Raw genomic sequence first — 6969 nt, 5'->3', positions numbered from 1 at the left:
TGGTGGTCAGCGGCTCGGCGCCCTTCAGCTCGCGCGTGCGCCCGTCCCATTCGAGGACCGCGCCGAAGCCGCCCGGCCCGAGCGCGCCGCGCGTCGCCCGGGCGCCGCAGCCGCAGTACCAGCAGCAGCAGTCGTTCTGGGGCGGCGGCGGCGGCTGGTTCGGCCAGCCCTACCGGCAGCCGCAATATCAGCAGCAGTATCGCCAGGCGCCGCAGCGCCCGACCTTCTTCCCGTTCCTGTTCGGCGGCGGTCGCTGACGCGAGTTCGGGAGTCGTAGGGTGGGCAAAGGCGCATAGCGCCGTGCCCACGCTGTCCTGATAACGACCGAATTGCCGAGTTGTCCGCCACGCGGCGACCGCGTGGGCACGGCGCGCAAAGGCGCGCCTTTGCCCACCCTACGGCGACTACGGCGACGGCAGCGCCGGACGTGGACGCCTCACCGCGGCAGCGCGGAGACGCCCATCAGGAACTCGTCGACGGCGCGGGCGGCCTGGCGACCTTCGCGGATCGCCCAGACGACCAGGGACTGGCCGCGCCGCATGTCGCCGGCGGCGAACACCTTGTCGATCGAGGTGCGGTAGGCCTCGGTGTCGGCCTTGACGTTGCCGCGCGGATCGAGGGCGACGCCGAGCTCGGCCAGCATGCCCTCCTTCACCGGATGCACGAAGCCCATGGCGAGCAGCACGAGATCGGCCTCGATCTCGAACTGCGAGCCCGGGATCGGCTTCATCCGATCGTCGACGCGCACACAGTGGAGCGTCTTCACCTTGCCGTTCTCGCCCGAGAACTTCTCGGTCAACACCGAGAACTCGCGGCTGGCGCCCTCGTGATGCGACGAGGAGGTGCGCAGCTTGAGCGGCCAGTTCGGCCAGGTGGTCAGCTTGTCGGCCTTCTCGGGCGGCATCGGCAGGATCTCGAGCTGCACGATCGCGGTCGCGCCCTGGCGGGCCGAGGTGCCGATGCAGTCCGAGCCGGTGTCGCCGCCGCCGATGACGACGACCTTCTTGCCCGTCGCGAGAATGTCGGTCGCGTCGAACGCCTCCTTGCCCACCCGCCGGTTCTGCTGCGGCAGGAAGTCCATGGCGAAGTGGATGCCGTCGAGCTCGCGGCCCGGGATCGGCAGGTCGCGCGGCTTCTCGGCGCCGCCGGCCAGCACCACGGCGTCGAAGCCGTCCAAGAGCTCCTTCGCCTTCACCGTGACGCCGACATGGGCGCCGTAGTGGAAGGTGACGCCCTCGCTCTCCATCAGCGAGACGCGGCGGTCGATCAGGTGCTTCTCCAGCTTGAAGTCCGGGATGCCGTAGCGCAAGAGGCCGCCGGCCTTGGCGAACTTCTCGAAGACGTGGACGTCGTGGCCGGCGCGGGCGAGCTGCTCGGCGGCGGCGAGGCCGGCCGGGCCGGAGCCGACCACGGCGACCTTGCGGCCCGTCTTCTTCGCCGGCACGTCCGGCTTCACCCAGCCGTTCTCGAACGCCTTGTCGACGATGGCGCACTCGATCGTCTTGATGGTGACGGGCGTGTCCTCGAGATTGAGGGTGCACGCCTCCTCGCACGGCGCCGGGCAGACGCGCCCGGTGAACTCCGGGAAGTTGTTGGTCGAATGGAGATTCGCCGACGCCGTCTTCCAGTCGTCGAGATAGACGAGGTCGTTCCAGTCGGGGATCTGGTTGTTCACCGGACAGCCCGTGTGACAGAACGGGATGCCGCAATTCATGCAGCGCGCCGCCTGCTGCTTGAGATCGCTCTCCGGCAGCGGAATGACGAACTCGTTGTAGTTGCGCAGGCGCTCCTCGACCGGCGCGTACTTGCGGTCGGTGCGCTCGAACTCCAGGAAACCCGTGACCTTACCCATCGTCTAAATCCTTGCCGCCGACCAGCACGTCGAGGCCGGTGCCTGTCTGTTCAGTCTCGCAGGACGCGTCCACCCCGACACGGTCCGAAGCTCGTCATGGCCGGGCCCGTCCCGGCCATCCACGCCTTGGTCCCGGTGATGCCGGAAGCTCGTGGATGCCCGGGACGAGCCCGGGCATGACGACGTCGAGGGTCGAGGCGGATGTTATCCGTCTCGCGTCCGCCTCACTCCGCCGCCTGCATGGCGGCCTCCTGCTCCTTGGCGAGCTCGGCGAGCGCGCGCTTGTATTCGAGCGGCATCACCTTGCGGAACTTGGGCAGGTACGCATCCCAGTTGTCCAGAATCTGCTGGGCCCGGCGGGAGCCGGCGAGGCGGGCGTGCCGCGTGATCAGGAGGTGCAGCCGCTCGCAGTCGTAGCGCGTCATGTCGCGCAGCACCTCGACGCGGCCGGGCGTCTCCAGATCCTTGGCGTGGCCGTAGGCGGCCGCGTTGACGGCCTCCTCGGCCGGCAGCGGCGCGAGCTCGACCATCGCCATGTTGCAGCGGCTCTGGAAGGCGCCGTCCTCGTCCAGCACGTAGGCGACGCCGCCCGACATGCCGGCCGCGAAGTTGCGCCCGGTCTTGCCGAGCACCACGACGATGCCGCCGGTCATGTATTCGCAGCAGTGATCGCCGGCCCCCTCGACCACTGCGACCGCGCCGGAGTTGCGCACCGCGAAGCGTTCGCCGGCGACGCCGCGGAAGTAGCACTCGCCCGCGATGGCGCCGTACATCACGGTGTTGCCGACGATGATCGACTCCTCCGGCACGATGCCGGAGTCGGTCGCCGGCCGCACGATGATGCGGCCGCCCGACAGGCCCTTGCCGACATAGTCGTTGGCGTCGCCCTCGAGCTCCATGGTGACGCCGTGGGCGAGCCAGGCGCCGAAGCTCTGGCCGGCGGTGCCGACGAGGCGGACATGGATGGTGTCGTCCGGCAGGCCGGCATGGCCGTAGCGCTTGGCCACCTCGCCCGACAGCATCGCGCCAGCGGAGCGGTCGGTGTTGTGGATCGCCGCGACGATGCGCACCGGGGCGCCGCGGTCGAGCGCCGCCTGCGCCTCGGCGATCAGCTTGCGGTCGAGCACCTTGTCGAGGCCGTGGTCCTGCGTCTCGACCTTGCGGATGTGCACGCCGTCCGGCGCCATCGGCTTCATGAACAGGCGCGAGAAGTCGAGGCCCTTGGCCTTCCAGTGCTCGACCAGCCGGCGCTGGTCCAGCATCTGCATCTGGCCGACCATGTCCTCGAAGCGGCGGTAGCCCATCTCGGCCATCAGCTCACGCACCTCTTCGGCGACGAAGAAGAAGTAGTTGATGACGTGCTCGGGCATGCCCTTGAAGCGGGCGCGCAGCACCGGGTCCTGGGTGGCGACGCCGACCGGGCAGGTGTTGAGATGGCACTTGCGCATCATGATGCAGCCGGCCGCGATCAGCGGCGCGGTGGCGAAGCCGAACTCGTCGGCGCCGAGCAGCGCGCCGACCACCACGTCGCGGCCGGACCGGATGCCGCCGTCGACCTGCACGGCGATGCGGCCGCGCAGCCGATTGGCGACCAGCGTCTGGTGGGTCTCGGCGAGGCCGATCTCCCACGGGCTGCCGGCGTGCTTGATGGCGGTGAGCGGCGAGGCGCCGGTGCCGCCCTCGAAGCCCGAGATCGTCACGTGGTCGGCGCGCGCCTTGGAGACGCCGGCCGCGACCGTGCCGACCCCGACCTCGGAGACGAGCTTCACCGAGACGTCACCGGCCGGGTTGACGTTCTTCAGGTCGAAGATGAGCTGCGCCAGATCCTCGATCGAGTAGATGTCGTGATGCGGCGGCGGCGAGATCAGGCCGACGCCGGGCGTCGAGTGGCGCACCCGCGCGATCGTCTTGTCGACCTTGTGGCCGGGGAGCTGACCGCCCTCGCCGGGCTTCGCCCCCTGCGCCATCTTGATCTGCATGACGTCGGAGTTGACCAGGTATTCGGTGGTCACGCCGAAGCGGCCCGACGCCACCTGCTTGATGGCCGAGCGCATCGAGTCGCCGTTCGGCATCGGCTTGAAGCGGTCGGACTCCTCGCCGCCCTCGCCGGTATTCGACTTGCCGCCGATCCGGTTCATGGCGATGGCGAGCGTCGTGTGCGCCTCGCGCGAGATCGAGCCGAACGACATCGCGCCGGTGGCGAAGCGCTTGACGATCTCCTTGGCCGGCTCGACCTCGTCGAGCGGCACCTTGCCGCGGCCGTCCTCGGTCGCCGACTTGATGCGGAACAGGCCGCGGATGGTGAGCAGCCGCTCGGACTGCTCGTTCACCATCGCGGCGAAGGCGCGGTAGCGCTCCTGCGAGTTGCCGCGCACCGCGTGCTGGAGCGCCGCGACCGTCGACGACGTCCAAACGTGCTCCTCGCCGCGGATGCGGTAGGCGTACTCGCCGCCGACGTCGAGGGCGTTGCGATAGACCGGCGCGTCGCCGAAGGCGTCGCGATGGCGCCGCACCGTCTCCTCGGCGATCTCCTCGATGTCGACGCCCTCGATGCGGGTCGCCGTGCCGGTGAAGTAGGCGTGCACGAAGTCCGACTTGAGCCCCACCGCGTCGAAGATCTGGGCGCCGCAATAGGACTGGTAGGTGGAGATGCCCATCTTGGACATCACCTTGAGCAGGCCCTTGTTGATCGACTTGATGTAGCGCTTCACGATCTCCTTCTCGTCGAGCTTGACGGGAAGATCGTCCTTCATGGCGAGCAGCGTCTCGAAGGCGAGCCAGGGATTGATCGCCTCGGCGCCATAGCCGGCGAGGCAGCAGAAGTGGTGCACCTCGCGCGGCTCGCCGGACTCGACGACGAGGCCGACCGAGGTGCGCAGGCCCTTCCTGATCAGATGATGGTGCACGGCCGCGCAGGCGAGCAGCGACGGGATCGGGATCCGGTCGGTCGACACGGCGCGGTCGGACAGGATCACGATGGTGATTCCGTCGCGCACCGCCTGCTCGGCCTTGGCGCACAGCTCGGCCAGCGCCGGACGCAGACCGTCGGGGCCGCGCGCCGCCGCCCAGGTGGTGTCGAGCGTGACCGAGCGGAACTCCGACCCCTCGAGGTCGGCGATCGAGCGGATCTTCTCCAGATCCTCGTTGGTCAGGATCGGCTGACGCACCTCGAGCCGCTTGGTGCGCGACACGCCTTCCAGATCGAACAGGTTCGGCCGCGGCCCGATGATCGAGACGAGGCTCATGACGATCTCCTCGCGGATCGGATCGATCGGCGGGTTCGTCACCTGGGCGAAGTTCTGCTTGAAGTAGGTGAACAGCAGCTTCGACTTCGACGACAGCGCCGAGATCGGCGTGTCGTTGCCCATCGAGCCGACCGGCTCCTCGCCGGTCGCGCCCATCGGCGCCATCAGGATGCGGACGTCCTCCTGGCTGTAGCCGAACGCCTGCTGGCGATCGAGCAGCGGCAGGTTGGAGGCGGCCGAGACGCTCTTCGCCTTGGGCAGATCCTCGAGCACGAGCTGGGTGCGGGCGAGCCAGTCGCGATACGGGTTGGCGCCGGCGAGCCGCGCCTTGATCTCGTCGTCCGGGATCAGCCGGCCCTCGACGAGGTCGACGAGCAGCATCTTGCCGGGCTGGAGGCGCCACTTGAGGACGATGTCCTTCTCCGGGATCGGCAGCACGCCCATCTCGGAGGCCATCAGGATGCGGTCGTCGCGGGTGACGATGTAGCGGGCCGGCCGCAGGCCGTTGCGGTCGAGCGTCGCGCCGATCTGGCGGCCGTCCGTGAAGGCGATCGCGGCGGGGCCGTCCCACGGCTCCATCAGGGCGGCGTTGTATTCGTAGAAGGCGCGCCGCTCCTCGTCCATCAGCGGGTTGCCGGCCCACGCCTCGGGGATCATCATCATCACGGCATGGGCGAGCGAGTAGCCGCCCTGGACCAGGAACTCGAGCGCGTTGTCGAAGCACGCCGTGTCCGACTGGCCCTCGTAGGAGATCGGCCACAGCCGCTCGATGTCGTCGCCGAACAGCTCGGAGCGCGCCGAGGCCTGGCGGGCCGCCATCCAGTTGACGTTGCCGCGCAGCGTGTTGATCTCGCCGTTGTGGGCGATGAAGCGGTACGGATGCGCCAGCGACCAGGTCGGGAACGTGTTGGTCGAGAAGCGCTGGTGGACGAGCGCGAGCGCGCTCTCGAAGTCCGGCTCGGAGAGGTCCGGATAATAGGTGCCGAGCTGGTCGGCCAGGAACATGCCCTTGTAGATCACGGTGCGGCACGAGAACGACACCGGATAGTACATGGCGGTGTTGCGGCCGCGCTTCTCGTAGAGAAGGCCCGAGATCGTCTTGCGCAGGATGTAGAGCCGCCGCTCGAACGTGTCCTCGTCGAGCTTGCGGCTGCCGAGCCCGATGAAGATCTGGCGGTGGAACGGCTCGGTCGGCTTCACCGACCAGCCAAGCGTCGAGTTGTCGGTCGGCACGTCGCGCCAGCCGAGGACCGTCATGCCCTCGCGGGCGGCCTGCGCCCGGACGAGATCCATGATCTCCTCGCGGCGCTCCTCGTCGTGCGGGAGGAACACCTGGGCGACGCCGTAGCGGCCCGGCTCCGGCAGCCCGAAACCGAGCTCGGCCGCCTTGCGGGCGAAGAAGGCGTGCGGGATCTGGACCAGGATGCCGGCGCCGTCGCCGGCGCGCGGATCGGCCCCGACGGCGCCGCGATGCTCGAGGTTGCACAGGATCGCGAGCGCGTCGGCGACGATCTGGTGCGACTTGCGGCCTTTGATGTCGGCGATGAAGCCGACGCCGCAGGAGTCCTTCTCGAGCGCCGGATCGTACAGGCCGCGCGCCAGCGCGGCGGCCGGCAGCGTCGCGCCGGCCGCGTCCGTCGTCGGTTTCGTCGCCGCAGTCGCCGTCTGCCGGGGGGCCGCCTCGCCTTCGAAACGAGAGCCCTCGAAATCCGAGCCGGACCTGATCGCGGTCATGTGCAAACCCTCTTCGCTCGCCGCTCCGGGCCGACCGTTCACCAAAACGACCGTCCCGACGCGGGCGTGCCCGTCGCGCCGCCGCACCCCTCGGTGCTGCGCCGCCAACGGGCTCGATGTCACCGGCCGGAGATCGGG

The 6969-nt window shown here is 69.3% G+C and carries 3 protein-coding genes; 1 reads left to right on the top strand and 2 read right to left on the bottom strand.

What is annotated here, in order from left to right; all coding sequences use genetic code 11:
* The coding region (locus ABTU92_RS09400) for a hypothetical protein (RefSeq protein WP_408089909.1) at positions 1–257 on the top strand (257 nt) is incomplete at its 5' end.
* A gap of 179 nt (positions 258–436) precedes the next feature.
* Here the strand turns inward: ABTU92_RS09400 and ABTU92_RS09395 are convergent.
* Positions 437–1852, bottom strand: a complete 1416-nt coding sequence (locus tag ABTU92_RS09395; protein WP_408089907.1) for a glutamate synthase subunit beta — start codon at positions 1850–1852, stop codon at positions 437–439.
* 224 nt (positions 1853–2076) lie between these two features.
* A complete protein-coding gene (gene gltB, locus ABTU92_RS09390; protein ID WP_408089905.1) occupies positions 2077–6831 on the bottom strand; it encodes a glutamate synthase large subunit in 4755 nt (1584 codons plus the stop codon).
* Positions 6832–6969: the final 138 nt, after the last annotated feature.

This window comes from Rhodoplanes sp. SY1, assembly GCF_046000175.1.
In the GTDB taxonomy this organism is placed as follows: Bacteria; Pseudomonadota; Alphaproteobacteria; order Rhizobiales; family Xanthobacteraceae; genus Rhodoplanes.
Note: the sequence above shows the minus strand (reverse complement) of the source record. Positions and strands in the feature narration are given on the sequence as shown.